The organism is Geodermatophilus sp. SYSU D00696, assembly GCF_054050235.1.
On the sequence record NZ_JBJGYY010000057.1, the window covers coordinates 1 to 25,704 of the forward strand.

Annotated in this window: 18 protein-coding genes; 8 read left to right on the plus strand and 10 right to left on the minus strand. The window is 77.2% G+C overall.

Annotated elements, in window-relative coordinates; all coding sequences use genetic code 11:
- Window positions 1–112: 112 nt before the first annotated feature.
- Together ACI79O_RS22835 and ACI79O_RS22840 are read right to left on the minus strand one after the other, a co-directional pair.
- Window positions 113–1,102, minus strand: a complete 990-nt coding sequence (locus ACI79O_RS22835; RefSeq protein ID WP_456915278.1) for an NAD-dependent epimerase/dehydratase family protein — start codon at window positions 1,100–1,102, stop codon at window positions 113–115.
- A gap of 20 nt (window positions 1,103–1,122) precedes the next feature.
- The gene (locus ACI79O_RS22840; RefSeq protein WP_456915279.1) at window positions 1,123–4,260 is read right to left on the minus strand and encodes an ATP-binding protein; all 3,138 of its coding nucleotides are present in this window, start codon (window positions 4,258–4,260) and stop codon (window positions 1,123–1,125) included.
- 276 nt (window positions 4,261–4,536) lie between these two features.
- On the opposite strand from ACI79O_RS22840, the gene ACI79O_RS22845 reads away from it, so the two are divergent.
- A complete protein-coding gene (locus ACI79O_RS22845) occupies window positions 4,537–5,328 on the plus strand; it encodes an alpha/beta fold hydrolase (protein ID WP_456886889.1) in 792 nt (263 codons plus the stop codon).
- Between the two features lie 14 nt (window positions 5,329–5,342).
- On the opposite strand, the gene ACI79O_RS22850 is transcribed toward ACI79O_RS22845, so the two are convergent.
- From ACI79O_RS22850 to ACI79O_RS22860, 3 genes are read right to left on the minus strand one after another with little or no spacing between them, the layout of a single operon-like run.
- The gene (locus ACI79O_RS22850; protein WP_456886887.1) at window positions 5,343–6,515 is read right to left on the minus strand and encodes an NAD(P)/FAD-dependent oxidoreductase; all 1,173 of its coding nucleotides are present in this window, start codon (window positions 6,513–6,515) and stop codon (window positions 5,343–5,345) included.
- Window positions 6,512–7,771 carry an NAD(P)-binding domain-containing protein gene (locus ACI79O_RS22855; protein WP_456886885.1) on the minus strand — a complete coding sequence of 420 codons (1,260 nt, stop codon included), beginning with the start codon at window positions 7,769–7,771 and terminating at the stop codon, window positions 6,512–6,514. Before ACI79O_RS22855 ends, ACI79O_RS22850 begins: the two co-directional genes overlap by 4 nt.
- Window positions 7,772–7,809: 38 nt before the next feature.
- Window positions 7,810–8,382 carry an OsmC family protein gene (locus tag ACI79O_RS22860; RefSeq protein ID WP_456886883.1) on the minus strand — a complete coding sequence of 191 codons (573 nt, stop codon included), beginning with the start codon at window positions 8,380–8,382 and terminating at the stop codon, window positions 7,810–7,812.
- Window positions 8,383–8,685: 303 nt separating this feature from the next.
- Here ACI79O_RS22860 and ACI79O_RS22865 point away from each other — a divergent pair, with 303 nt between their 5' ends.
- Window positions 8,686–9,153 (plus strand): hypothetical protein, encoded by a 468-nt coding sequence (locus ACI79O_RS22865; protein WP_456874661.1) that lies wholly within the window; start codon window positions 8,686–8,688, stop codon window positions 9,151–9,153.
- 157 nt (window positions 9,154–9,310) lie between these two features.
- Here ACI79O_RS22865 and ACI79O_RS22870 read toward each other — a convergent pair whose 3' ends face one another.
- Window positions 9,311–10,495, minus strand: coding sequence for a flavin-containing monooxygenase (locus ACI79O_RS22870; RefSeq protein WP_456915280.1), 1,185 nt, complete (start codon window positions 10,493–10,495; stop codon window positions 9,311–9,313).
- Window positions 10,496–10,632: 137 nt separating this feature from the next.
- Here ACI79O_RS22870 and ACI79O_RS22875 point away from each other — a divergent pair, with 137 nt between their 5' ends.
- Window positions 10,633–11,805 (plus strand): helix-turn-helix transcriptional regulator, encoded by a 1,173-nt coding sequence (locus tag ACI79O_RS22875; protein WP_456915281.1) that lies wholly within the window; start codon window positions 10,633–10,635, stop codon window positions 11,803–11,805.
- Here the strand turns inward: ACI79O_RS22875 and ACI79O_RS22880 are convergent.
- Window positions 11,746–13,902, minus strand: a complete 2,157-nt coding sequence (locus ACI79O_RS22880) for a SpoIIE family protein phosphatase (RefSeq protein ID WP_456886880.1) — start codon at window positions 13,900–13,902, stop codon at window positions 11,746–11,748. The genes ACI79O_RS22875 and ACI79O_RS22880 overlap by 60 nt on opposite strands.
- A gap of 537 nt (window positions 13,903–14,439) precedes the next feature.
- Between ACI79O_RS22880 and ACI79O_RS22885 the strand changes: the two genes are divergently transcribed.
- On the plus strand, window positions 14,440–17,349 hold the full coding sequence (locus ACI79O_RS22885) for a SpoIIE family protein phosphatase (RefSeq protein WP_456915282.1): 2,910 nt from the start codon (window positions 14,440–14,442) through the stop codon (window positions 17,347–17,349).
- Here the strand turns inward: ACI79O_RS22885 and ACI79O_RS22890 are convergent.
- Window positions 17,309–18,037 (minus strand): ATP-binding protein, encoded by a 729-nt coding sequence (locus ACI79O_RS22890; protein ID WP_456915283.1) that lies wholly within the window; start codon window positions 18,035–18,037, stop codon window positions 17,309–17,311. The genes ACI79O_RS22885 and ACI79O_RS22890 overlap by 41 nt on opposite strands.
- A 293-nt stretch (window positions 18,038–18,330) precedes the next feature.
- Between ACI79O_RS22890 and ACI79O_RS22895 the strand changes: the two genes are divergently transcribed.
- The 4 genes from ACI79O_RS22895 (at window position 18,331) to ACI79O_RS22910 (ending at window position 21,429) form a co-directional block, all read left to right on the plus strand.
- A complete protein-coding gene (locus tag ACI79O_RS22895; protein ID WP_456886875.1) occupies window positions 18,331–18,813 on the plus strand; it encodes a cupin domain-containing protein in 483 nt (160 codons plus the stop codon).
- A 400-nt stretch (window positions 18,814–19,213) separates the two neighbouring features.
- On the plus strand, window positions 19,214–19,891 hold the full coding sequence (locus tag ACI79O_RS22900) for a hypothetical protein (protein ID WP_456886869.1): 678 nt from the start codon (window positions 19,214–19,216) through the stop codon (window positions 19,889–19,891).
- Window positions 19,892–20,031: 140 nt separating this feature from the next.
- Window positions 20,032–20,763 carry a hypothetical protein gene (locus ACI79O_RS22905; protein WP_456915284.1) on the plus strand — a complete coding sequence of 244 codons (732 nt, stop codon included), beginning with the start codon at window positions 20,032–20,034 and terminating at the stop codon, window positions 20,761–20,763.
- Window positions 20,764–21,066: 303 nt separating this feature from the next.
- Window positions 21,067–21,429 carry a hypothetical protein gene (locus ACI79O_RS22910; RefSeq protein WP_456915285.1) on the plus strand — a complete coding sequence of 121 codons (363 nt, stop codon included), beginning with the start codon at window positions 21,067–21,069 and terminating at the stop codon, window positions 21,427–21,429.
- A gap of 42 nt (window positions 21,430–21,471) precedes the next feature.
- Here the strand turns inward: ACI79O_RS22910 and ACI79O_RS22915 are convergent, their stop codons facing one another.
- Window positions 21,472–23,823: a sulfatase-like hydrolase/transferase gene (locus ACI79O_RS22915; RefSeq protein ID WP_456915286.1), complete on the minus strand. Its 2,352-nt coding sequence runs from the start codon at window positions 23,821–23,823 to the stop codon at window positions 21,472–21,474.
- A gap of 308 nt (window positions 23,824–24,131) precedes the next feature.
- Complete coding sequence (locus ACI79O_RS22920; RefSeq protein ID WP_456886861.1) at window positions 24,132–25,463, minus strand: cation:proton antiporter; 1,332 nt, start codon at window positions 25,461–25,463, stop codon at window positions 24,132–24,134.
- Window positions 25,464–25,704 lie beyond the last annotated feature (241 nt).

Genomic DNA, 25,704 nt, shown 5'->3' on the forward strand with positions numbered 1-25,704 from the left:
GACGGCACGCGGCACGACGGAGGAGCTGTGACAGGCAAGAGCGAACCCATTCGTCGGTGGAGCGGTGCGGGGGGCGCGGCCCCCCGCCCCCCCCCCCCCCCCCCGCCGTCGCCTACCCGTGCCGGGGCCGCCGCACCCGGGGCGGTCCAGGACCCCCGCCGGGTGCGGCCCCGAAGACCTCGCGGAAGCCCTCCCGCCAGCTGGGGTGGGCCGGCTGCCAGCCGAACTGCTGTCGGGCCCGGTCGTTGCGGGCGCCGCGCAGCTGGGTGCCGTAGTAGACCGTCTGCGGGCCGAGGTCCCGCCCGGCGACGTCGGCCGGGACCACCGCCGGCTCGGGGGCGCCGAGCAGGCCGGCGAGGTGGGGGACCCACTCCCGCATCGGCGCCGGGTCGTCGTCGACGACGTTGTAGACCCCGGGCGCGCCGCGCTCGACGGCGACGGCGGTGACCGCGGCGGCGTCGTCGACGTGCACGAAGGGGTAGCGGCCCTCGCCGTCGCCGACGACCGGCTGCCGGCCGGCGCGGACCGCCTCGGCGAAGCCCCCGCCGGGCGCGAAGCCGGTGCCGGGGCCGTAGAGGAACCCGTAGCGCAGCACCACGCCCTCGATCCCGTCGGTGCCGAGGACCGCCCGCTCCAGGGCGAGGGCGGCGGCGGTGTGTCCCCGCAGGGCGCCGGGCGCGTCGGAGTACGGCGGGGCGTCCTCGTCGAGCAGCCAGGGACCCTGGGGGGCGGTGGTGAAGCTGGCGCTCTGGGCGACGACGCGGCGGGCGCCGGCGGCTCGGGCGGCGTCGACGAGCACGGGGGTCACCTCGGCGCGCAGCCGGTTGGTGTCGGCCAGCCAGGCGCCGTAGTCGGCCGCCGGCCCGGACAGCGCGGTGAGCTGGTGGAGCACGACGTCGGGGCGCGCGGCGGTCACGGCGGCGCGCAGGGCCGGGGCGTCGAAGGCGTCCACGACGGCCGGCTCGGCACCCGCGGCGCGCAACTGCCCGGCCCGGGCGGGGGAGCGGGTGGTCGCGGTGACCCGGTGGCCGGCGGTGAGCAGCAGCGGCAGCAGCGCCCGGCCGAGCACGCCGGTGCCGCCGGCGAGGAACACCCGTGCCACGTCGATGCCTCCTCGGTGCCTCAGGTGCTGCCGGCCGGCACCGCGAGCGGGCCGCGGCACCGGTCGGCGTCCAGCGGCTGCCCGGCGGTCGCGAAGCACTCCGCGGCCTGCTCGAGCAGCCGGCGGCCGCCCTCGGGGTCCCCTTCGGCGTGCGCGAGGTGCGCCCGCGCCTCGAGGATCGCCGCCTGCCACGCGGTGCCCTGCCACAGCGCGGCCGACCGCTCGGCGGCCCGCAGGTGACCGCGCGCGGCCTCGACGTCGCCGACGTCGGCGCAGGCGATCGCCGCGGGCACCGAGACCATGACCTGGCAGAAGTGGCAGTGGTCCTCCGGTCCGACGGTGGCCTCCGCCCGCCCGACCGCCGCGTGGGCCTCCTCCGGGGACTCCGCGGCGAGGATCGCGGTGCCGTGGATGCGCTGGAGCAGGTGCATCGGGATCGGCGACCACCGGGCCAGCGGCAGGGCCTGCTGCAGCAGCCGGCGGGCGCCGGCGCGGTCGCCCTGGTGCACGCGCAGCTCGGCGAGGCGCTGCAGCGAGTGGGCCTCCCCGGCGGGGGCGCCGATCTCGGCGTGCAGGTCGGCCGCCTCCCGCAGGTCGTGCTCGGCGGTGGCCAGGTCGCCCGACAGCAGCGCCGCCTCGCCGGTGAGCGCGCAGGCGAACGCGACGGCGCGCAGGGCCCCGGCCCGCTCGGCGGTCTCGCGCAGAGCCCGCCCGAGTGCGATGACCTCGGCGTACGGGGTGGGCCCGTAGAGGAGGTACTCGGCCACGCACAGGTGGGCGTCGAAGACGGCGGTCGCGATCGCCGGGGCCTCCCGGGTCCGCTGCAGCTCGTGCCGCAGCCGGCGGAACCACTGCCCGCCGTTGTGCGCGATGAGGCCCTGCAGGGCCACCAGGTCCAGCAGGCGCCAGTCGGTCGCGGCGCCGAGCCGCCGCCGTGCCTCGTCGGCCGCGGCGCGCGCCCCCTCGAGGTCGCCCGAGAACCAGGCGAGGTTGCCGCGGGCCAGGAGGATGGCGCTGTCGGCCGCGCCGCCGTCGGGCTGCAGGCCGCTGAGCGCGTCCGTGGCGGTGTCCAGGTCGCCGTCCATGCTCGCCGCCTGCGCCAGCCGGGCGAGCAGCACCCGGCGGGCGTCTCCCTCGGCGGCCGCGACGGCCTCCCGGCAGGCCGCGACCGCGCCGCCGTCCCCGACGGCCATCAGCAGGTCGGCGCGCAGCGCCAGCATCCGGGCGCGGTCGGGCCCGGCGGCGGCCTCGCGGACCTGCTCGACGAGGTCGAGCGCGTCACGGTGGGCGCCGAGGGCGGCGCTGGTCTCCGCGGCGGTCAGCAGGTGCGGGACGGCGGCCGCGGCGTCGCCGGCGCGCACCAGGTGGGCCCCCACGCGGGCCGGCGCGGCGCCCACCGCCTGCAGCGCCGCCGCCGCGTCCCGGTGGAGCCGCTGCAGCCGGTGCGGCGGGAGGTCGGCGAGCAGCCGCTCGCGGACGCGGTCGGTGCGGAACCGGTAGCCGACGTCGGCCGGCTCGAGCAGCCCCGCCGCCAGCACGGCGTCGAGGTGGCCGAACGCCGTCTCCTCGTCGACGCCGGACAGCGCGACGAACTCGTCGGTGTCCACCGTCCCCCCGGCGACGGCGACCCGGCGCAGCACCTCCTCGGTCCCCGGCGGGCAGGCGGCCAGCAGCCGGCCGACCGGCAGCCGCCACGCGTCGCCCGTGCCGATCCCCGGGAGGAGGGCGACGACCCGGCCGGGGAGGCCGCCGGACCAGTCGTGCACCTCGCGGGCCAGCCGCTCGGCGGGTGGGGCGCCGAGGTGCGCGGCGAGCAGGGCGGCCGTGCCGGCCGGCGGGAGCGCCGGCAGCCGCAGGTCGACCGCCGGGTGCCGCCGCAGCATGCTCTCCCGCACCCGGCCCAGCCGGCTGTCGCGGGGGACGTCGTGGTGCCCGGCGACGAGCAGCACCCGCTCGGTGGGCGCGACCCGGGCGAGGTAGTGCAGCAGGCGCAGGCTGCCGTCGTCGGCCTCGTGCAGGTCGTCGACGGTGAGGACGGCGCCGCCGCCGCCCGCGGCCAGCCGGAGCAGCTCGGCGGCCGAGACGAACAGCCGCTGGTGCCCGCCCTCCCCGGACCAGGTCAGCTCGCCGCCGCGCAGCGCCCGCTCGATCTCCTGCCGGAAGGCGTCGTCGAGCCCGTCCAGCAGCGTCGGGTGCCGCCGGCAGAGGTCCGACAGCGCCTCCAGCACCGGGGCGTAGGGCCACCCACCTTCGGCGTCGGAGCTCGCCCCCGCGCCCACCCGCGCCCCCTCGGCCGCCGCACGGGCGCGGACCCAGCCGAGCACGGCCGAGGTCCCCGCGCCGGCGGCGCCGCTGACCAGGACCGTCGTCCCCCGCCCGGCCCGGGCCTCCCGCAGCGCCCCGTCCAGCCGGTCCAGGACGGCCTGCCGGCCGACCAGCCGGGGCAGGCGGGGGCCGGCGGCCGGACCCGGGGAGTCGCCCGCCAGCCGGTCGCGCAGCGCGAGGGCCTCGGCCGAGGGGCCCACCCCGAGCTCGGCGCGCAGCGCCCGGTCCAGCCGCTCGAACTGCCGCAGCGCCCCGCGCCGGTCCCCGCGGTCGGCGGCGGCCTGCACCAGCGCCAGGTGGGCCTCCTCGTCCGCCGGCTCGATCCGGAGCAGGTCCGTCCAGCGCCGGCTGGCCCGCAGCGCGTCCAGGTGGGCCTGGCGGACGGCGTCCCGGTCGGCCTCGGTCCACGGCTCGAACGGGTCGTCGGGCAGCAGTGGGCCGCCGTGCGCGGCCAGCGCGGCCTCGACGTCGGCCGCTGCGCCAGAGGCGACCGCCGCCCGGGCCAGCCGCAGGAAGCGCTCGGCGTCCACCTCGACGCCGGCGCCCGGCAGCAGGCTCACGGTGTCGCCGCGCAGCACCACCGCGGCGCGGTCCCCGAGGGCGCGCCGGGCGTAGTGCGCGGCCGTGTGCAGCCGGGGCGAGGCGTCCTCGGGGGACAGGTCCGGCCACAGCGCGTCGAGGACCCGCTCGCGGTGCAGGCTGCGCCCCGGCGCGAGGGCCAGCAGCTTCACCAGCGCGGACGCCGAGCGCCGCGTCCACGCGGCGTCGGGGACCTCGCGGCCGTCCACGGTGACCGCGAAGCGGCCCAGGAGGCTGATCTGCACGTCCACCATCGGTGGTCCGTTCCGTCGTCGTCGTCGGTGTCCGGTGCCGGCCCGGGCGGTCCCCCCGTCCGGGCCGGCCTGCGCCCGGGTCGATCAGGGAGCATCCCGCGTCGGGTGTCTCCCGCGCCAGGGTCGTCGTGCGCTCGCCACGGGCCGGCGCCTCGACGGCCGCCGGCCCGGGTGGGACGCTCGGCACGCGTCGGGCCGCCCTCCCGTGCGTCCCGACCGGCGGGACCGGCACGGCCGGCCGGCGGCACCGGCCGGCGGCATCGTCGAGGGGCTGCCGTGGACGTCGTCGAGGCCGGCGGACGGACCATCGCCTACCACCGCGCGGGGGCGGGGCCGCCCCTGCTGCTCCTGCACGGTGCCTGGAGCGACGGGCGGGAGTGGCGGCCGCAGCTCGCGGGGCTGTCGGACGAGTTCGACGTGGTCGCGTGGGACGCGCCCGGCTGCGGCGCGTCCCCCGACCCGCCGGCGGACCTGACCCTGGACGAGTACACCGACGCGGTGGCCGCGCTCGTCGGCGCGCTCGGGCTCGGCCGGGTGCACCTGTGCGGCCTGTCCGCCGGCGGCGTCCTCGCGCTCGCGGTGTGGCGACGCCATCCGGAGTCGGTCAGGTCCCTGGTGCTCGCCTCGGCCTACGCCGGGTGGCGGGGGTCGCTGCCCCGCGAGGAGGTGGAGGCCCGCCTGCGGCGGGTGCGCGCCGAGCTCGACCGCCCGCCGGCCGAGTGGGTCGACGACTACCTGCCCGGGTTCTTCGCCGGCCCCGTGCCGCAGGAGACCCTCGACCTCGTCCGCGGCGTCGTGCTCGACGTCCGCCCGGCCGGGACGCGGTCCATGCTCACGGCGTTCGCCGACGCTGACCTGCGCGACGTGCTGCCGACCGTCACCGTCCCGACGCTGCTGCTCCACGGCTCCGCGGACGTGCGGGCGCCGCGACCGGTGGCCGAGGCGCTGCACGCCGCGATCCCCGGGTCCCGGCTGGTGGTCCTCCCCGGCACCGGTCACGTCGTCAACCTCGAGGCCCCCGACGCGTTCGACGCCGAGGTGCGGCGCTTCCTCCGCACCGTGCCCTGAGGCTGCGGGGGTCCTCATGCGACGGCCGTGGCAGGAGGCCGGTCGAGGGCCAGCAGGGCGTCGATCTCGTCGCTCATCGCGGCGCTGAGCTCCCGCAGCAGCCGGCGCAGCTCCTCCTCGGTCCAGTCGTGGGCGGCGACCCGCTCGGTGACGGTGAACAGGGCGTCGGAGAGCCGGTCGCGCTGCGACTGGAACGCCGCGAGGGCGGCCGCCTCCGGCACCCGGCCGGACAGGGCGTCGGTCAGGGCGAGGGCCAGCAGCTCGGCGTCGCGGAGGGCGTCGCTCATCCCGTGGGTGCTCAGCGGGTCCTTGAAGTACCCCGCGTCGCCGACCAGCGCCCAGCCCGGGCCGCCGGCGCGGCGGAGGAACCCGGGGACGCCGCCGAAGCCGCGCAGCCGGCCCACCGGCCGCGCCGCCGCCACCCGCTCGGCGGCCGCGGGGGAGACCGCGGTCAGCAGCGCGCCGAAGCGGTCGGCCGCCGTGCCCGGCAGCTCCCGGAAGCGCTGCGCCGACGTCCCGGCGAAGACGCAGACCAGGCCGTCCTCGGTGGGGATGAGGCCGGCCGAGGCGCGGTGCCCGTAGAACCACTCGTAGCCGTCGGCGGGGAGGCCGGCGAGGTAGCCGTACACCACCCCCGAGGCGCCGCGGCCCTGCCGGTCGACGGGCGCGCCGGCCCAGCGGGCGACGGCGGAGCGGACCCCGTCGGCGCCCACGGTGATGCCGGCCGGCACCTCGAACCGGGCGCCGTCGCGGTCCTCGCCGTGCACGCCGGTGACCCGGCCCCGGGCGTCGCGGAGCAGGCCGGTGACCCGCACCCCGTGCCGGACCTCGGCCCCGGCCTCCACCGCGGCGTCGACCAGCAGCGCGTCGAGGGTCGTGCGCCGCGGGGCGTAGAGCGCGTCGACGCCGGCCGCCGGCCGCAGCGTGATGCGGGTGTCCCCGCTCAGGTGGTGGAAGGTGGTCGTGCGCACCGGCGGGACGCCCGCCGACACCAGCCGGCCGAGCAGGCCCCAGCGGTTGAGCTGCACCACGCCGGTCCGCATGAGGGCGTGGGTGGAGACGGTGTCGCTGCCGTACGCGCCGCGGTCCAGGACGAGGACGCGCAGCCCCCGCCGGGCCAGGTGCAGCGCCGTCGAGGCGCCGGCCACGCGCCCGCCGACGACCACGACGTCGTGGCGGGCGCTCACGACCGGCCCCGCAGGGGCACGCCGGCGCGGCGCCGGGCGGGACGGACGGCGTCCAGGTGCGCGGCGACCAGGGCCGCGTCGTGCCGGGAGCCGCCGACGGAGGTGCTGTTGCGGCGGGTCTGGAAGCGCTGGCCGACGGTGAACAGCCCGGGCAGCGGCGTGGTGCCGTACCGCTGCCGCACCTGCCCCGTCCCGTCCAGCGCCGCGGCGGGCAGCCAGCGGTGGTCGCAGCGGTAGCCGGTCGCCCAGACGACGGTGCCCACTCCCGCTGCGGCGAGGTCGAGCCGCGCCGGGCCGTCGTCGAGGGCGAGCGGCGCCGGAGGGTCGGGCTCGCCGACCTCGCGGTCGAGGCCGGTGGCCGCCGCGTACCCGTCGAGGCGCTGCAGCAGGCGGCGCAGCCGGTCGTCCGCGACGGCGACGGTGCCGGCGAGCGAGCGGTCGAAGGAGACGACCGCGCCGTCCGCCGCGGTGAGCCGGCCGGCCACCCGCACCCCCGCGGCGCGCACCGTCCCCAGGTCCAGGTCGGCGGCGTCGGGGCGGCCGACCAGCTGCAGGGAGGGCTCGCGGCGGGCGCGCACCGGCACCTCGTCGACGCCGCGGTCGAGCGTCCCGACCGCCTCGAGCCACCACAGGACGTCCATCCCGCGGTAGCGGCGCGGCAGCCGGGTGTGCGACCCGGTCGCGAGCACCACCTCGCGGCCGGCGCGGGCGAGCTCGTCGGCGATCTGCAGACCCGAGGCGGAGGCGCCGACGACCAGGACGCCGCCGGGCGGCAGCTGCCCGGGGTTGCGGTAGGCCGCCGCCGGGACCTGGACGACCGACCGGGACAGGCCGGCCGCGACCGCCGGGACGGCGGGCACGTCGCAGGCGCCGGTGGCGACGACGACGTTGGCGGCCCGCCAGGTGTCCCCGCCGGTGACCACCCGGAAGCCGTCGTCGGCGGCCTCCACGGCGAGGACCGGGGTGTCCTCCACGACCGGCAGCTCGAAGGCGGTCGCGTAGCGGTCCAGCAGCTCGGCGAGCTCGGCCGCCGTCATGTACCCGTCCGGGTCCGGGCCGCCGTACTCGTAGCCCGGCAGCCGGGTCATCCAGTTGGGGGTGAGCAGGCGCAGCGAGTCCCAGCGCTCGCTGCGCCACCGCTCGGCGGTCCGGCCGCGGTCGAGGACGACGTGGTCCCGTCCGCGCGCGGTCAGGTGGGCGCTCATCGCCAGCCCGGCGTGGCCGGCCCCGACCACGACGGTGTCGACGGCGTTCATGGTCCTGTCCTCCCTCGGTCGCGGCCGGCCCGGGCGGGTCAGGCGGTGGCGACGTCGACGTGCACCGGCACGCCGTTGGTGAGGACGTCGTAGACGGCCGACCGGCGGCGGGACTGCTCGACGAGCTCGCGCAGCTGCTCCTCGGGGGCGTCACCGCGGACGTCGAAGTGGACGCGGATGGCCGAGTAGCCGTTCCGGACCTCGTCGGAGGTCCCGAGGATGCCGCGCAGGTCGATGTCGCCCTCGACGGTCGAGGTCACCTCGGACAGGTCGATGCCGCGGGCCGAGGCGATGTTGACCAGGCCGGCGGTCAGGCAGGCGGCGATCGCGTGCAGCAGGAACTCGACCGGGGTGGGGCCGTTGTCCTGGCCGACGAGCACCGCGGGGTGGTCGGCGTCGCAGGTGTGCTCCTGATCGTGGGTCATCTCCTGCATCGCGCCGTAGAACCCGGAGAGGGTGCTGCGGCTGTGCGTGCCGGCGACCCAGCGGTTGTCGGCGCGGAAGCGGAAGCGGGCGATCTCCGGGGTGCCCTTCACCGCGTCGATCGTGGCGAACAGGGTCGGCACGTCCACGCCGTTGCGGGCCGGGCGGGCGGTCTCGGTGGTGGTCATGTCGGGTGTGCTCCTCGGTGTCGGGAGGCCCGGGTGGCCTCACGCCGAGGACGTTAGGAACGGCGCCTTCCACCGTCCTTCCGCGAGCAGGAGGCCGGGGAAGGTCACCGGAAGACCGGTCCCCAGCCGGGCACCTCCGCGGAGGTGCACGCCCGCCGGTCGCGGACCGGACGGACGCGGGGGCTGACCGTGCGTAGGCGCCGGGCACCGACCGTCCTGACGCGCTCGGGACGACGGCTGCGGAGGCCCGCGGCGGTCGTCGACCGCCCCCCACGGCGGTGCCGGGAGGCCACGGTGTCGGCCATGACACGGGACCGCAGCCTGCTCTGGACCGGGGCGCTGGCCGGGTACGCGGCCAGCCGGACCATGGACGCCGTCACGACCTGGTTCCACGGCCGGCAGAGCGAGGCGTCGAGGAAGCGCGAGCAGGAGATCGCCCCCGGGGGGATGCTGGTCCAGCTGGGCACACAGCTCGGCCGCGCCACGGGTCGCGACGTCGACGAGGCGACGGCGGGCCGGGTCGGGCTGGCCGTGCACCGCACGTTCGGCGTGACCTACGGGGTCATCGCGGCGGCCCTGGTGCGGCGGGGGGTGCGGCCGATGGTCGCCGGCCCGCTGGTCGGGGCCGGGGCCTTCCTGCTGGTCGACGAGGGCACGTCGCTGTCGACGATGACCGCCTACCCGCTGGTGAGCCACGTCCGCGGCGTGGTCGGCCACGCGACGGTCGGGACGGTGATCGGGGTCCTGCTCCGGCTGACCAGCCGCTCCTGAGGCGGATCCCCGGCGTCGACCGTTCCCGGCAGACCTGCGCGCGCCGGCCGTCGGGGTCCGCGCACGAGGAGACCACGTCCCGCGCGACGTCGTCCTCGTCCACCGGGGCGCCGTCCGACGGCCCCTGCCCCGGGCCCGGTCTGCAGCGGCCTCCGGGTCAGCGCCGCGGCGACACCTCGCGGAGGACCGCCGCTGCGGCCGCGGTGGCCCGGGGACCCGCGGCCGCCAGCAGGCCGGGGCGCATGCCGAAGTTGACGAAGCGCAGCCCGGGCAGCGCCGGTCGGGCGTCGAGGGCCCGGGGGACGCCGTGCCCGTCCAGGACGCCGAGGTGGCCGACGAGCGGGTCCAGGTCGGGGCGGAAGCCGGTGGCGGCGACGACGGCGTCCACCTGCTCGGTCCGTCCGCCGGCCAGGTGTGCGCCGTCCTCGCCGAGGCGCTCCACCGCCGGCACCACGGTGATCCGTCCGGCACGGAGGTCCCTGACGACGGCACGGTCGACGACGGCCGGACCGGCGTCCCCCGGCCGGCGCATCCGGGTGAACGGCCCCTCGGCGGGCACCGGCAGGCCGACGCCCCGCAGATCCCCCAGCGTCAGCCGCCGCACCTGGTTCGCCACCGCGTCGGCGCGGCGCGGCGGCAGCCTGCACAGCAGGTGGACCACCGGGTCGCCTGGCAGGCCCCCGACGGACCGGGGCAGCACGTTGGGCGGTGTCCGGACCGACAGCAGCACCCGCCGGGCTCCACCCGCGGCAAGGTCGTGGGCCACCTCCATCCCGGACGAGCCGGCGCCGACCACCAGCACGCTCCGGCCTCGGTAGGGGGTCGCGTCGACGTAGTCGGCCGAGTGCACGACCGGCGGACCCGGCGGGGTCGTCAGCTCGTCGGGCAGGACGGGCCGGGCCAGCAGGCCGGTCGCTACGACCACCTGGGTCGCGGTCACCGGCCCCGTGGTGGTGGTGACGGTCCAGCGGCCGTCGGCCCGGTCCAGCCGGAGGGCCCGGACGCCGGTGCGCAGGTCGATGCCGTGGTGGACGCGGTAGGCCGCCAGGTAGGCGACCACGTCGTCGCGCCGGGGGAAGACGGGCACCCCGTGCGGGTAGCGCAGGCCGGGCAGGGTCGACCAGGCCCGCCCGCTGTTGAGCCGCAGGGACCGGTAGCGGCTGCGCCAGGCGGCGCCGGCCGCGCTGCCTCGCTCGAGGACCACGGTGGGGACCGCACGACGGGTCAGGGCGGCCGCGACGGCCAGGCCGGTGGCCCCGCCGCCGATCACCACCACGGTCGTGCGCGTCCCGGGCCCGTCGTGCCGGTCCGGTACCGGTGGGGTCGCGGTGTCGGTGGACATGTCCCCTCCTCGCGGTCTGCCGGGGTCAGCCTCGGCGGTCGGGCGGCCGTGTTCCACCCCGCAGCCGGGGGGTCTTCGGCGCCGCCGGGTCGCCCGACGGGGGTGACAGCAGCCCCCGGCAGGTGGACCGTGGGGGGATGAGCGCGGCCCCGCCGGCGGCGCCGTCGCCGTCCGCCACCGGTGCGGTCCTGCAGGCCTGCGGCCGGGTCCAGCCGCCGTTGGCCCTGCTCGGCGACGTCGCCCGGGCCGTGCGCCGCTCGGTCCCCCATGCGGCCGCCGGGTGGCTGGTCACGGATCCTGACACGCTGCTGGGGACGGCGATCCTGGCCGACGGCGTCGACCCGGTCCTGCAGCGCCGGTTGATCGAGCACGAGTGGTGCAGCGACGACGTGAACCGCTTCGTGGCGCTGGCGCACCGGCGCCGCCCGGTGTCGCGGCTCAGCGCGGCCACGCACGGGGACCTGGGCCGCAGCGCCCGCTACCGCGCCCTCTACGCGCCGCAGGGGTTCGGGGACGAGTTGCGCGCCGTGTTCCGCGCGGGAGGGCAGTGCTGGGGTGCGGTCTGCCTCACCCGCGGTGCGGACGCGCCGCCGTTCGCCGTGGCCGACGAGGTGCTGCTGGCGCGCGTGGCCGGGCACGTGGGGGCGGCCCTGCGGACCTCGCTCGCCGTCCGGGACGCCGACCGACCGGGTGAGCCTCCGGAGGCGCCCGGGGTCGTACTCCTCGACCGAGGGGACGTCCACGCGGTCACCGGCCCGGCCGAGCGGTGGCTGGCCGAACTGCCGGTGGAGGAGCTGCCGCTGCCGAGCGTCGTCTACGCCGTCGCCGCACGGGCCCGGCAGCTGGCCGCCGGTGGGGACGCCGGCCGTCCGGCGCGCGCGCAGGTCCGCGGCCGCAGCGGAAGGCACCTCAGCGTGCACGCTGCGTGCCTGGACCCCCCGGATGGCGGTACCGAACGGGTGGCGGTGGTCCTCGAGCCCGCCCGGCGCAGCGAGGTCGCGCCGCTCATCTGCGCCCTCGCCGAGCTCACCCCCCGCGAGCGCGAGGTGACCCAGCTGCTGCTGCGTGGGGAGGCCACCGCCGACATCGCCCATGCCCTGTGGATCTCCCCACACACGCTGCGCGGGCACGTCGCATCCGTCTTCGCCAAGCTGGGGGTGCACAGCCGGCCGGAGCTGTGTGCGCTGCTTGCCGAACAGCACGAGGCCAGGCTCCTCGCCGGCCGGGACCCGGCCGAGGACGAACGCAGGTCACGAGGGGAACCGGGTCGGCTCACCGTCGGCCGCGTCGGGCTCGACGCCGACCGGTGAGGGAACGGCACCGACCGCGGCGGAGGAGCCGGGTCGCACGGCGGACGCGCCGGGGGCGAGGTCCAGCGCGGACGGCTGCAGCCGCAGGCAGATGAGGACGACGTCGTCGTGCAGCTGCTGGCCGCCGGTCAGCTGCTCCATCACCGCGTCGCACCAGGCCTGCGGGGAGGCGCCGTCGAGGCGGCCGGCGACCGACGCCAGTCGGTCCAGGCCGGCGTCGAGGTCGGCGTCGCGGCGCTCGACGAGGCCGTCGGAGTACCACAGCAGCATGGAGCCGGGCGGGACGTCGACGGTGGCCTCCGGGCGCGGCTCGCTGGCGGCGGCGAGCGGCCGGGACCGCCCGCCGGTGAGGAACTGCGCGTGGTGGTCGCTGACCAGCAGCGGCGGCGGGTGGCCCGCGCACGCGTACTGCAGCCGGCCGGTGGCGGGGTCGTACTCGCCGTAGCCGATCGTGGTGAGCCCCGCGCCCGGGATCGTCCACGACGCCCGGTCGAGCGCGTCGAGGACCGCGGCCGGGCCGTCGTGCGGCGCGGCGGCCAGGACGCTCAGCGCCGAGTGGAGCCGCCCCATCGCGGCGGCGGCGCGCAGGTCGTGGCCGACGACGTCGCCGACGGCGAACCCGACCCGGCCGCCGGACAGCGCGAACGCGTCGTACCAGTCGCCACCGATGTCGTGGTGCTCATCGGCCGGGCGGTAGCAGCCCGCGAACCCCGCCCCGGGCAGCTCGCCGGGCACGACGGGCAGGAGGGACTGCTGCAGCTGGTGGGCCACCTCCCGCTCCTCCTCGTACAGCCGCGCCCGGTGCAGCGCGGGGGCCATGAGCCCGGCGAGCGTGCGGGACATCGCGACGACGTCGTCGTCGATCGCGTGCTCGTCCGTGAACCGGAACTCCAGTGCCCCGAACGTCGTGCCGGACACCCGGGCCGGGACCGCGAGCGCGGCGGGAGCCCAGACGCGGACCGGGGCGTGGCGTCGGGCGGCGGTCGTCAGCGGTGACGGGTCGTCCAGCGGCACGTCGGTGACGCCCGGCCCGGCCGTGGTCCAGACCCGCAGCCGGGAGCCGTCCCGGTCGGCCACCCCGACGGCGCCGGAGTCGGCGAGCAGGCCGATGCCGGAGCGGACGAGCACCTCGGCGATGGCGTCGGTGGTCGCGGCGGTCCCCAGCCCGGCGGTCACGGTCTGGAGGGCCTCCACCCGGCGCCGCGCGGCGGTCTCCCGCCGGGACACCGACCGGGCGCGGTCCCGCTCGGCGATCTCCACGGCCAGCAACCAGGCGCCGAGGACGGCCACGGCGATGAACAGCTGCAGGAGGGCGGCCTCCATCCGCGGTGTGTCGCTCAGCGGTGCCCACGGGCCGCGCCCGACCACGGTCATGACGTTGGCGGTGACCGCGACCACCAGGCCGGCCTCGGTGACGACGGCGACGCCGTGCCGGACGGCCAGCCAGAAGAGCCAGGGGATCGTCAGGTACGCCAGCGGGAGGACCACCGGCCAGAAGACGGCCACCGTCACCCCGGCGGTGCCCAGCAGGAGCAGTGCGCGCCGGACCGGACCGGGGGCGCCGGGCCGGCCGCGGTCCAGCCGCCAGGTCAGCACGGCGCCGCCCACGACCAGCACCCCCAGCCCGTCGCCGGCCCAGAACGGCACCAGGCCGTCCAGCACCGTGGGCCCCTGCGAGAGGCGGATGGTCAGCGAGCCGATCACCCCGCCCACGAGCGGGCCGGCCACCACGCCGCAGGCCAGGAAGGCCCCGAGGTCGCGACGACGGCTCAGGTCCGGGTCCGGGGCGAACCGGCGGAACAGGGTGGCGCCGACGAGGGGCTCGGCGGTGTTGGCCAGCGCGAACCCCCAGGCCGCGACCGGGCCGATGCCCTGGGTCCGGTCGACGGCCACCTCGACCAGCGCGGCGGTGGCCAGGACCCACGGCCACCGCCGCCGGTCGGTGAGCACCAGGGCGGAGAAGGTCACCCCGGCCGGCAGGAACAGGACCGCACCCGTGCTCGACGACTCGAACAGCAGGAAGGACGTCAGCGACCCGGCGGCATACCCGGCGGCGACGAGCAGCACCAGCCGCCAGGGCACGGGCACGCGCGTCATCCTGACCTCCGGCGCCACGACACGGCCGGGACACCCTGCGGGGGACGGCGGTGCAGCCGGCTGTGCCGGTGCGGCTCCGGAACGGGCGGGTCACTCCCCGAGCGGCGGCTCAGCGGCGGGCGTTTCCGACCGCCGAGCCCGGGTAGGTCCGCGGTGCCACCTGCGACCGCCCCACACCGTTGCGCTGCCGACCGCCAGGCCGGCGTCGCGCGGTGCCCGCCCAGGACGACCACTGCTGACCGTAGGCGCAGTCTAGGCGTGCTGGTCGCGCGCCCACCAGGGCTGCGGAAGCTCCTCGCGGCGGCCGTCGGAGACGTCCTGCACCGACCGTCGCGGGGTCGGACGAGGAGCCCAACGGTGGCAGAGCACGATCCCGGAGCACACAGGACCGTCGCGCACGTCCCGCCGGAGCCCGGCCCCGATGCCACCGTCGATCCTGCCGGGGTCCGCGAGGAGGGCGGACCGGCCGGTGGGCCCGACGGGGCCGCACAGACAGCCCGCCGCGCCGCCGAGGCGAACGCGGCCCGGATGCGGGCGATGGTCGCCGGACTCAACGCGATCGTGTGGGAGCGCGACCCGGTGACCTGGCGCTTCCGGTTCGTCAACGCCCGGGCCGAGGAGGTGCTGGGCTACCCGGTCCGGCAGTGGCTGGACGAACCCGGCCTCTGGCAGCGGATCCTCCACCCGGACGACGCCGACGACGTGCTCGCCGCCGTGCGCGCCGCCATCGCCGACGGCGAGGACCTGTCCCTCACGTACCGGGTCCGGGCCGCCGACGGGCGGTGGGTGTGGCTGCAGCACCTGGCGCACGTCGCCCGCGACGGGAGCGGGACCGCGACCGCCCTGCACTCGGTCCTCGTGGACGTCACCGACTCGAAGCGCCGTGAGCGGGCCGCGGAGCTGCTCGCCGCGGCCGGCCGGGTGCTCGCCGGTCCCGGCAGCGTGGAGGAACGGCTCGCGACGGTCACCGGCCTGCTGGTGCCCGACCTGGCCGACTGGGCCGCGGTGTGGTTGCGCGGCGACGACGAGCGGTACCGGCCGGTGGCCGTCGCCCCCGCCGGTCTGGCGGGCCCGGTCCGCGCCCTGGGGTCGGTGCGGGTGCCCGACGAGTTCGCCGCCGAGCTCCGCAGCGGCCAGGCGTTCACCGTCCCCGAGGTCACGGATCAGCTGCTCCGCGCCGCGACGACCGACGAGTCCCAGTTCGCCGCCCTCAGCGCGCTCGGCGGCGTCAGCTGGCTCACCGCGCCACTGGTCGACGGCGGCGCCGTGGTCGGACTGCTCACCCTGACCGCGCGGGTCCCGGGCCGGTACGACCGAGCCGACGTCGCGCTCGGCGCCGACCTGGGTCAGCGCCTGGCGACGATGGTGGCCGCCGAGCGCCTGGCCGCCCGGCGACGGCAGCTGCACGAGATCACCGTGGCGCTCTCGGCAGCCGGCACGGTGGCCGAGGCGGCGGCCGCCCTCACCACCGGGCTCCGCGACGTGCTCGGCGCCTCCGCCGTCGCCGTCTGCACGCTCGGCGACGACGGGCTGCTGCACACGATCGACGTCGTCGGCGCCCCGGCCGGGCGCTGGGATCCCTACACCACCATCCGGCTGACGCCGTCGTCGCCGCTCGGCGACGCCGCGCTCACCCGCCGGCCGGTCTGGCTGCCCGACCGGGCCACCGTGATCGACCGCTATCCCGCCGTGGCCGACAGCATGTCCGGCCACACCCAGGGCGTCGCCGCGCTGCCGCTGCTCGTCGGCGACCGGCTGGTCGGTGCGCTCGCCGTCACCTTCCGGGCGCCGAGGCCCTTCGACCACGACGAGCGCGGGTTCCTGCTCGGCGTCGCCGACCAGGTGGCGGTCGCGTTCGAGCGCGCCGCACTGGCCGACGTGCGGCGGGTGATGGCCGAGACGCTGCAGCGCAGCCTGCTGCCCGGTCGGCTCCCGGTGCTGGACCGGCTGGCGGTCACCGCCCGCTACCTGCCCGCGGTGCAGGGCACCTCCGCCGGTGGGGACTGGTACGACGTCCTGCCGCTGCCCGGCGGTGCGGTCGCGGTCGCCGTCGGGGACGTCGTCGGCAACGGCGCCCCGGCTGCGGCCGTGATGGGCCAGCTGCGCAGCGCGTTGGCCGGCCTGCTGCTCGCGGGACTCCCACCCGCGCGGGCGCTGGACGTCCTGGACCGCTTCGCCGGCCACGTCGCCGGGGCGCGGGTGAGCACCGTCGCCTGCCTGCGGCTGGAGCCGGACACCGGCCGGCTCGCCTACAGCTGCGCCGGTCACCCCCCGCCGCTGCTGGCCGACGGCGGCGGGGTCACCGGCCGCTCCGACTACCTCGACGGTGGGCTGGGCCCGGCGCTGGGCCTGCCGCCCTCCGGACCCCGCCGGGAGGCGACCCGCACCCTGTCGCCGGGAGCGACGCTGGTGCTCTACACCGACGGGCTGGTCGAGCGGCGCGGCGCCACTCTCGACGACGGGCTCGACCGGCTCGCAGCCGCCGTCACCGCCCGGCGGTCGGATCCGCTGCCGGCACTCGTCGACGGCGTCCTCGGTGACCTCGTCGACGGGAACGGCAGCAACGACGACGTCGCGGTCGTCGCGGTCCGGCTCCTGCCCGCGCCGCTGCGGCTGGACCTGCCCGCGGAGCCCGTGCGGCTGGCGCAGGTGCGCCGGGCGGTGCGGCGCTGGGCCCTCGACGCGCGCCTGCCCGCCGGTGCGGTCGAGGACCTCCTGCTGACCGTCGGCGAGGCGACCGGGAACGCCGCCGAGCACGCCTACCGCGACGCGGACGGCCCCGGCCGGGTCGTCGTCGAGCTCGGCCTCGACGGCGCCGGCGCCGGCGTCGCGGTCTCGGTCGCCGACACCGGCACCTGGCGCCGGCCCCCGGCCGACCCCGGCTCCCGCGGCCGCGGACTGCAGATCGTCTCCGTCCTCGCCGACGACGTGGACCTCTCCGCCGGGCCCGCCGGCACCACGCTCCGGTTCCGGGTCCCCCTCGCTCCGCGACCGGAGGCACCCCGCCGCCGGGCCGCCGTGGAGGAGGTCCGCGTGGTGCAGCGGCCCGACGAGCAGCCGGCCGCGATGGAGGTCACCGACGTCCAGGGCCGCCGGTGCCTCGCGCTGGCCGGGGACCTGGACCTCGCCGGGACCCGCGCGATCCGGGAGCGCCTCCTGGCCGAACTGGCCGACTCCCGCCCGGTCACCGTCGACCTCACCCGGCTGGGCTGGATCACCAGTGTCGGCGCCGGACTGCTGCTCGAGGTCGCCGACCGCGCCGGGATCCACGGCGACCTGGACTTCCTGCTCCCGGCGACCGGACCGGCCCGGCGGATGCTCGACCTCACGGGACTCGCCCCGGCGCTCCGGACCGGAGCGGCCGGCCCGCGGCCGCACCGACCGCGGCCCGCCGGCCAGGGGAGGGTCAGCGCACGCGGGGTCCGGCCGCCGGGCGGGGCGCGGTGATGACCGTCCAGCGCGCCCGCTCGGCCTCCAGGCGGGCCCGCCTGGCCGCGCTCCGGAACCGGCGCGCGACGTCGGTCCGACCGGCCGAGTCCGCCTGTCCGGCCAGCGTCTCGAGGGTCCTGGCGGCCTCGGCCGCCGTCTCGGCGAGGTCCTCGGCCAGGCGGACGGCCCGCTCGGTGGCCCGGTCGACCCGGTCGGTCCGGAGCAGCTCGAGGTAGGGCACCCGCGCCCAGACGACCTTGCCGTCGTCCTCGGCGACCCAGCCGTGCGCGCCGCACACCCGTGCCACCAGGGACAGACCCGTGCCGCCGTGCGCGGGGTCCCGCCCGATCGCCGGGACCGGCGGCAGGTCGGTGGCGGTGTCGCTCACGGCCACCAGCCAGCCGAGCCGCGGCGCGGTGACCGTGACACCCACCGGCGGGCGGCCGTGCCGCAGCGCGTTGGACACCAGTTCCTCGGTCACCAGCAGCAGCCGCTCGCCGCCGTCGCACCCCGCCGGCAGCCCGCCGTCGTCGATGGCCGAGCGCAGGCGGCGGCGCAGACCGGCCAGCGCCGCAGGGGTGTCCGGCTGCTCGGGCCACGTCGCCGGCCGGCCGGGCCAGGGTGCCGGAGGTGGGCGCCGCGCCCACACGCTCGTCCCCGCCCGCGCCACACCCCCGGTGCCGAGTGGCGGTCGCTGGTCGTCCACGGGAAGGCCCCTCGGCTCGAGCCGGACGGCGGTCGTCGCGGGAGGAGGGAGTCCTCCCGGCGCCCGGAGCCGCCTGCTCGGCCCTGGTCGACCGGACCAGTCTGGCACCAGGACGCGGCCGCGCGTCTCCGTCGGGCGTCCGCGGGGACCCACTCGCGCCGCTGCCCGCCGCTCGGCGGCACTTCCGGAACGTCAGCGGACACGTTGACGTCCGCTGAGCCGAGCCCTAGCAACACGAGAGGCTGTCCGACGCCGTGGCGAGGGAGCGTCCCCTCGGGATCGGGGGGCGAGGCATGACGGTCAAGGTCCTCCGGGCGGGCGAGGGCGAGCTGCTCGGCCCGCCTGACGGTGCACGCGACCGGTTCCTCCTCGCCGCGGCCGAGACCGACGGTCGCCTCTCGCTCGTCGAGCACCACGCCCCCGCGGGCACGCTGATCGCACCACTGCACCGTCATCGTCGCGAGGACGAGTTCAGCCTCGTGCTCGAGGGCCGCATGGGTGCGGTCTCGGACGGCGAGGAGGTGGTCGCGGAGGTCGGCGACCTGGTGTGGAAGCCGCGCGGTGCCTGGCACACGTTCTGGAACGCGGGCGACCGGCCGGTGCGGGTCCTCGAGGTGATCTCGCCGGGCGGGCTCGAGGAACTGTTCGACGTGCTCGACCGGCTCGACGCGTTCCCGGACCCGGAGGAGCTGGCCCGACTGGCCGAACCGTACGAGGTGGACCTCGACCTCGAGGGCACGCTGGAGGTCCTCGAGCGGCACGGACTCCGCTTCTGACCGCGAGGTCGGCCGGGAGCGCCAGCAGCAGACCCGGCAGGTCGGTGACCACGAGCAGCAGTGCACCGCCCGACCGGAGCAGGTGGCAGCGTCCGCGGTGAGGTCCTCGGTGGTGTGGTCGATGACCCGCTCCGCACCGAGGGAGACCACCAGCTCCCGGAAGCACCCGGGGCACGGGGACGGTCGGTGACCCGTGGGCGCGGGCACGCCGAGGGCGGGCCATCCAGGCAGCTCATCCCGGACGGGTGACGGCCGGTGACGAGGGTGCCCCGATGCTTGCCGAGGGCATCGGCGCCCTGGGGCCACGCCGGACGGTCCACCCGACCGGTCCGACGACGAGGCTCGCCGGGGAGCCGGGTCCTCCGAGCAGACCCGCCGGCGAGAGGAAGACGGTGGTGCGATGGACCGCCCGGTCGACCCACGCCGGCACGGCGAGCCGGAGAGCTACACGTGGCCGCTGCTCGCCATCGTCGCGGTCATCCTGCCGCAGGCGCTGATACCCCCGGGGGATCGGATCGGGCCACCGCTGGTCGTCCCGGCCGTGGAGGGCATCGCGCTGTTGGTGCTGCTCGGCATCGCGGCGAGACCCGGTCCGGTTCCCCGCAGCGCCCGCTCGGTCGTGCTCGCACTGTTCGGGATCCTCGTGCTGGCGAACGCCGTCGCGGCCGTACGGCTGACGACCCTCGTGCTCGGGAACGGCGAGGTCGACGGTGTCCCGCTCACCGTCGGTCGGCTGCTCGTCGCGGCCGTCCTGGTCCTGGTGGTCAACGTGGTCACGTTCGCGCTGCTCTACTGGCAGCTGGACGGGGGTGGGCCGGCCGGTCGCGTCGCGGAGCCGCCACCCTTCCCCGACTTCCAGTTCCCGCAGACGGGGACACAGGGCCTGGCAGCGCCGGGGTGGAGACCACGGTTCGGGGACCACCTGTACCTGGCGTTCACCAACCTGGTCGCCTTCAGCCCGACCGACACGCTGCCGCTGACCCTCCGGGCCAAGGGCCTCATGGCGCTGCAGTCGTTGATCTCCCTGGGCGTCCTCGTGGTCGTCCTCGCCCGGGTGGTCAACATCCTGCCGGCCTGAGCCTGCCGTCCCGTCGGGTTCCCCCGTCGGGACGGGTCACGGGCACCGCCGGGTCCCCGGGCCACCCGCGGGGGATGAGGTCCGGTCCGGCCGTCGCTCCCATCCTGGACACCCGCACCCCGGGACCGAGGGAGGGAGCGATGGGCGCCGCACCCGACGACGGCGGCGACACGCGGGCCACCGCCACCCAGCCCCCTGCTCCGCGGGACGCCCCGGACCACATCGCCCCGCCCGCCTCAGGGGACGACGCTCGCGCGCTCCGTCGCCGGTCGATGCTGGAGTTCGTGGCCGTCGTCGTCCTGTCGACGACGACCATCCTCACCGCCTGGTCGGCCTTCCAGGCCAGCAAGTGGGGTGGGGCCATGTCGATCGCCTTCAGTCAGGCGTCGTCGTCCCGGATCGAGGCGGCGCGTCTCGACGAAGCGGGGGACGTGCGCATCTCCAACCACATCGGGTTGTGGACGCAGTGGGCCGCGGCCGTGGGGGCCGGTGAGGTGCCGGTGGCCGACTTCCTCGTCGAGCGGTTCCCGGAGCCGCTCGCGACCGCGCACCGGGACTGGCTCGCGGCGGGGGGCGCTGCGGAGGGAGCTCCCGGCTCACCGTTCGAGATGGCGTCGTACGTCCTGCCCGAGAAGGTCGAGGCCGGCGCCGCGGACGCGCGCGCGGACGAGCGGTTCGACACCGCCCTGGCGAACAACCAGCGCAGCGACAACTACACGATCCTCACGGTGCTGTTCGCCGCCGTGCTGTTCTTCACGGCGATGTCCGCCCGGGTGAGGTCGCTCGCCTCCCAGTACGTGCTGCTGGGCTCGGCTGTCGCGCTCGGCGTGGTCGGTGTGGCCCTCCTCGTCTCGTTCCCCAAGCTGGTGTGACGGCGGGACTCGGCGCAGCACCGGGGACCGGCTGCCGCGGGAGCAGGCCCCGACCCCGTCGACCGCGTTCCGCGGCAGGTCCACCCCCGCGGCGAGGGCCGGTGTCCGGGCGCCCGAGGCGACCGGGGGCGCTCGTGGCCTGCTCCCCCGCGGTGGGCGATGCAGCCGCACGGGCCGACTCCCAGCCGTCGACGGCCCGACGCCGCATCCGCATGCGAGCGGGCGGAGCGGGGTAGACCCCGGCCGAGTGCGCACGACATGCGGTCAGCCCAGCCGTCGGCGTGACGGACGGCAGGGGGTCACGTGGCTCGACGGTCACCGGATGCGCGGGCGGCGGAGATCGCCGCGGCGCTGGCGCCCTACGGCTGGCGGGACCTCACCGCACGGATGCTGGCCCGGCAGGTCGTCGGCGCCGTGGACCGGCACGCGGTCACGCACTTCCTCGCCGGCTTGTCCGGGACGCGCATCGGGCCGGCCGGACCGGTGGAGCCCGCCGACCGCGGCGACGAGCGGGTCGACGTCCTGGTGCGGTTCCTCGGGGCCCGGCACTGGCGCGGGCTGTCCCTGGACCGGGTGTGCGTCGATCTGGTGCGGGTGCTGGAGGGGTGGCAGGCCGAGCGCGACGCCTCCCCCCGGAGTGCGCGCGGCCCCCTGGGCGAGCGCTGACCCCGGCCGCATCGCCGGGGCCGGCGCTTCCCGGGGAGCGGTTCACTGGCGCGCCATCGCCATGCGCACCTCGCTCTCGCTGTCCTCGATCAGGTCGCCCGATACGTCGATGGTCACGCCGTGCAGGGAGCCGGTGAACCGGAACGGCGACGGGTACTCCGGGGTCACGGGCGAGCCCGGGTTGGCGCCGCAGGTGAGCGCGCCGGGGTTGATGATGAACGGCGTCGTGACCGGGGCGTCCGCGTCGGCCACCAGCTGCCGGTCGACGTAGAGCTGGAGCCGCCCGGGTGCGCCGCGCCCGTGCGGCAGGTCCGGCTCACCCGTGGGCTCGAACTCGAAGCGGAGCTCGTGCGCGCCGGACGGCACCGGCTCGGGGGACGAGACGCGGTGGAAGCTGCGCCCGACGTAGTTGTGGACGTAGTGCAACCGGCCGTCCTGCACGAAGAAGGAGTAGCCGCCGGCCGCGGTGCCCTGGGAGAGCAGGACGCCCTCCGCGCCGCCCTCCGGGATCTCGACGCGGGCCGTGATGCTGTGCGGCCGGTTGAGCACCCGCGGACCGGCGAAGAACGGGACGGACTGGGTGTTCGGGATGTAGGTGTAGCGGCTCCGGGCCGGGGCGGCCTGGGGCTTCTCGGCGATCAGGCGCTGCAGGGCACTGCCGTCGATCGGCATGACGCCGTACTTCCCCGCCTCGACGTACCAGGTCGCGATGAGGGCGATGAGCCGGTCGCGGTTCGCCGCCGCGACGTCGTCGTTCTCCGCGAAGTCCTCGTCGACGTGGTACAGCTCCCAGCCCCGGCTGTCGAGCTCCGAGAGCCGTTCGGCGGAGATGGGCTCCCCGAACGGGATGCCCGCCTCGGCGAACGAGGGGCCCGGCCAGGGGCAGACGGCGCGCCAGCCGTCGTGGTAGACGGCCCGGTGCCCGAGCATCTCGAAGTACTGGGTGTGGTGGTCGCTCGGGGCAGCGGCGTCGTCGAAGCTCTTGGCGAAGCTGACGCCGTGGAGTGGTGCCTGCGTCACCCCGCGGATCGTGGCCGGCGGCTCGATGCCCAGCACGTCGAGGACGGTCGGCACCATGTCGATGATGTGCGCGTACTGCGTCCGGACCTCGCCCCGGGCCTCGATGCCCGCTGGCCAGGAGACGATGAACGGGTCGGAGGCACCGCCCCGGTAGGTCTCCCGCTTCCACCGCCGGAAGGGCGTGTTGCCGGCCCACGTCCAGCCCCAGGGGTAGTGGTTGAAGGTCCGGGGGCCGCCGATCTCGTCGATGAGCGCGAGGCTGTCCTCGAGGGACTCCTGGGCGTTGTTGAAGAACTGGGCCTCGTTGGTGGTGCCGGTGGGGCCACCCTCGGCGCTGGCGCCGTTGTCGGAGACCACCATGACGATGGTGTTGTCGAGGTCTCCCCGCTCTCGGAGGAAGTCGAGCAGCCGCCCGATCTGGGCGTCGGTGTGGCTGAGGAAGCCCGCGTACACCTCCATGAAGCGGCTGAACAGCCGGCGCGCGGGTGCGGGGAGCGAGTCCCACTCGGGGACGTCCGGGTCGTGCCGGGAGAGCACCGTCCCCGGCGGGACGATCCCCATCTCCTGCTGGGCGGCGAAGACCTGCTCCCGGTAGGCGTCCCACCCGTCGTCGAAACGGCCGGCGTACCGGTCCGCCCACTCCTTGGCCACGTGGTGGGGAGCGTGCCCGGCTCCGAAGCACAGGTGCAGGTAGAAGGGCTTGCCTGGATCGACCTGCCGGGAGTCGGCGATGAACTGGATCGACCGGTCGACCAGGTCCGCGCTGAGGTGGTAGCCCTCTGCCGGTGTGGCCGGCGGCTCCACCTGGTGGTTGTCGTAGACGAGGTCCGGATACCACTGGCTGGTGTCACCTCCGAGGAAGCCGTAGAAGCGCTCGAACCCGCGGGCCAGCGGCCAGCGGTCGTAGGGCCCCGCCGCGGTCTCGTGGGCGCTCGGCGTCAGGTGCCACTTGCCGACCATGAAGGTGTTGTAGCCGTGTGCCAGCAGCATCTCGGAGAGGAAGCCGTTCTCGAACGGGATGATGCCGTTGTAGCCGGGGTAGCCCGAGGCCAGCTCGGTGATCGCCGCCATGCCGTTGCTGTGGTGGTTGCGCCCGGTCACGATGCAGGATCGGCTGGGCGAGCACAGCGCCGTCGTGTGCATGTTGCTGTACCGCAGCCCGCTCGCCGCGAGCCCATCGAGGTTCGGCGTCGAGATGGGGCTGCCGTAGCAGCCGAGCTGTCCGAAACCGACGTCGTCCAGCACGATCACCAGCACGTTCGGCGTTCCGGGGACGGCCCGCACGGGCTGCGGCCACGCGGGACTGGACTCATCGGTGGTCCGGCCGATGACGCCGGGGAAGGTGGTCCCGGCCGGGTACTCGTGCAGTGCCATGGTGGACTCCGGTCTCCTGGGGCAGTCGGTGCAGCCACACCACCAGCCCGGCCCTCCGCGCGCGCCGCCCAGACAGGATGAGTCGCGGTGTCGCGGCGCCCCGGGGACGTGTGCCGCCGGGTGCCATCCGGGTCCGGCCGCCGTCTGGCAGGCGGCGTCCGCCACCGGTGCCCCTCGCGTCGCGCGTCCCACGGCTCCCCGCACGCCGGGTGCACGGCGCAGCCGCCCGGGGCGGTGGTACCGCGACGCGGCTGCGCCGGACAGGAGGCGGCGCGGGACTGCCGTCGCCGGCGCGGGCGCGCGGTCCCTCATCCGCGCCGGCGTGGCGTGCTCGCGCCGGCCGCCTCCGGGACCGGCGACCGTGGGTCGACGGCGGGCGTGGGTCCCGCCGGGCCCTCCCGCAGTGCCGGGTCGACCGCGAGGGCGGCGGCGTGCCACGCGCCATAGGCGCGGGCGGCCCAGGCGGCGCTCGCGCCGTGCAGCACGACGCTGAGTCCGACGGTGAGCGCGACGACGTCCACGACGAGGTCCGCCGCCGGCGGGCCGTCCTCGAGCAGCAGCAGCGCGAAGACGATCGACGCGAGCCCCCGGGGCCCGAACCAGCCGACGTAGAGCACGGTGGGCAGCCGCAGGCGGCTGCCGGCGAGCGCTGCCGCCACCGGCAGCATCCGCACCACGGTCAGGCTCAGGACCGCGTACAGCGCCGTCCGCCAGTCGGTCGCGGACAGTGCCGGGCCGAGCAGGACGGCGCCGAACAGGAAGAAGCTCAGGGACGCGAGCACGTCGCCCACCTGCCGGGCGAACCCGATCACGCTCGCCGGGCCGTCGGGAGCCGCGACCGGGCGAGGGGCCGAACGGCGCCAGACGACGCCGAAGACCAGACCCGTCACCCAGGCGGTGATGAAGCCGCTGCCGTCCAGCGACACGGTGACGCAGTAGCCGAGGACGGCGAAGCCGAGCGCCGGCACCTGGCGCCAGTCCTCGTCCACCCAGCCCCGCGTCGTGCACCAGGCCAGCAGCCGCGCGCCCAGCCAGCCGACCGCGATGCCGACCGCGGTGCTGACCCCGAGGGCGAGGGCGAACACCTCGACCGCCCGGGCGCCGCCGGTGTCGCCCGTCGCCGCGGCCAGCAGCACGACGAAGAACGGCAACGCGATCCCGTCGTTCAGCCCGCTCTCGACGTTGAGCCCCTGCCGGACCGTCGCCGGGACGCGGGGGTCGGCGATCGCGGGCTGCCCGAGGGCCGCGTCCGTCGGCGCGAGGACCACGGCGAGGAGTGCGAGCTCCGCCCACGAGAGGCCGGGGAGGAGCCGCCATGCGCCGATCGCCCCCAGGGCCATGGTCAGCGGCAGCCCGAGTGCCAGCAGGCGCAGCGGGAGGGAGTCGTCGCGCCGCAGCACCGACCACCGCACGGTGCTCGCGTCGGTGAACAGGACCGCCACCAGCGCCATCTCGAGGAGGAGCGTCACCGCCTCCGAGTCGCGGGCGAGGTCGACGAGGTCCAGGCCGACCGGACCGCAGGCCAGCCCGGCCGCGACCAGGACGATGGGCCCCGACACCGGCGTCGGGGCGAGTCGCCGCGACGTCAGGGCCACGGCGCCGACGGACACCGCGGCGGCGGCCGCCGCCCATGCACTCACGGCCCGGTCGCCACGCCTGCGAGCGCGGTGCCGACGTCGCCGGGCCCACGTCCGCGCGTCGTGCCGCCTGCTCGTCCGGAGCCGTCCACCCGGCCAGGGGGGGGGGGGGGGGGGGGGGGGGGCGGCGGCGGGGGCGGGGTGGGGGGGGGGGGGGGGGGGGGGGGCGGGGGGGGGGGGGGGGGGGGCGGGGGGGTGGGTGGTGGCGCGGCGGGGGGGGCGCCCGGGGGCGGCGGGGGGCGGG